This is a genomic window from Xenorhabdus miraniensis, assembly GCF_002632615.1.
In genome coordinates this window covers 1-1,645 of the sequence record NZ_NITZ01000072.1, presented here as the reverse complement: position 1 = coordinate 1,645, position 1,645 = coordinate 1, and the positions used below count along the sequence as shown (strand labels likewise).

General features: G+C 40.7%; 3 pseudogenes. 2 read left to right on the top strand and 1 reads right to left on the bottom strand.

The features are described 5' to 3' along the window. Positions 1-154 (top strand): annotated as a pseudogene (locus Xmir_RS29740) (IS630 family transposase); the annotation flags it as partial. Positions 155-180: 26 nt separating this feature from the next. On the opposite strand, the pseudogene Xmir_RS22035 reads toward Xmir_RS29740, so the two are convergent. Then, positions 181-684 (bottom strand): annotated as a pseudogene (locus Xmir_RS22035) (conjugal transfer protein TraG N-terminal domain-containing protein); the annotation flags it as partial. Positions 685-790: 106 nt separating this feature from the next. Here Xmir_RS22035 and Xmir_RS22030 point away from each other — a divergent pair. Continuing rightward, positions 791-1,488: pseudogene (locus Xmir_RS22030) on the top strand (IS1 family transposase). The last annotated feature ends 157 nt before the right edge of the window (positions 1,489-1,645 follow it).

The following is a 1,645-nucleotide window of genomic DNA, read 5'->3' as shown; positions in this document are numbered from 1 at the left end:
GCAAGTGCGTAATAATGTCTATTTTCCGAATGCGAAAACGTTCCGTGAAACCCTTCGTCACTTTTTTCATGTCACTTTGCCAGAAAAAGCGAAAGAACTGACGACGCGGCTGACTGACAACTTTCAGATTTTAATTCCTGCATCTTCAAGTTAGATTGGTATAAACTCAATCACTTACCATTATCTCTTCAATTTATTAACAGCGGCTTCTCCAGCTTTACCACCTGCTTGTTTGGATTCAGTTGTTCCTTTTTGCATACCATTTTCTAATGTGCCACCAATTTTAATTCCAGCCCATGAAAGTGCCCCCATCCAAACAGCAGGTAACACAAGAAACATCGTTCCCATAACAAAATTTATAATAATATCGTCTGAAGTATTTTGTATTCCTATCATATTCCAGCGGCTATGAGTATCTGAATCATACAATGCACTAATAAGCCAACTATCCAACCAATGTGCTAATTCCCACCAAAACGTTAAAAAATTCAATGCAAAAATTACAAAAGTTAACGTGATTGCAGTTTTAAATTCGTAAGCTGAAAACATCAATATCATGGGCAACATTACATATATTGCCATCAACAACAGCGCTTGAATCATTGGTAATGATTACCTCATAGCATCTAATGCCGGAAATATAGCAAATGATCCCAACGCCTGCCCAACTAAAGCCCCCGTGCGAGTCGCTGTACTAAATGACTTTTCATAATGATGAGAGTTTCATATTTCCGGTAATGATATTAATTTATTGAATCGTTTATAGTATGCCTATTTGGAGAAGATTCAGATGGCAAAGATTGATGTAGCTTGCCCATCTTGTTGTGCCATTAAAGGAATCCATCGTAATGGGCGATCTCGGTCCGGTCATCAACGCTACCTTTGCCAATCCTGCCGTCACTCCTGGCAACTTGAATTCACTTATGCCGCATGTCGTCCCGGTACACACGAACAAATCGTCGATATGGCTATGAACGGCATGGGATGTCGGGCGACTGCGTGTGTCATGGGCATTGGTCTGAATACAGTCCTCCGCCACCTAAAAAACTCAGACCCCAATCCGTAACAAACATCATTGCTCCCGGCACTGAAGTCAGTGTTTGCTGTGAAATGGATGAACAGTGATCATACGTGAAGTCAAAGAAGAATCCTCGTTGGCTCTTTTATGCTTACGACCGGAGCAGACGAAAAGTGATCGCTCATGTTTTTGGACCAAGAACAAAAAAGACCTTGATACGTTTGATGGCGTTACTGGCTTCTTTCAATATTGGGGTTTATATGACTGATGGCTGGAAAAGCTATGAAAAAACGCTGATGGGAAAACTGCATGTGGTTAGTAAGCGTTATACCCAACGCATAGAAAGACATAACCTGAATCTTCGCCAACATTTGGCAAGGCTGACTCGCAAGACGTTGTCTTTTTCAAAATCGATTGAAATGCATGACAGAGTCATTGGATATTATCTGAACATTCATCACTATCAATAAATTGGAATCATGACCCAGAGTTAACGAAAGATATGCTCAGAAGTAACTATGTGATAAGTAACCCGAATTCCGTTTAAGCCGTCATTGGAAAATCGTCTTCTGAGTAGAACACTTTCAGTGATGGCTTCTTCCATTTAAGGCAGTAAGCAATCACCCC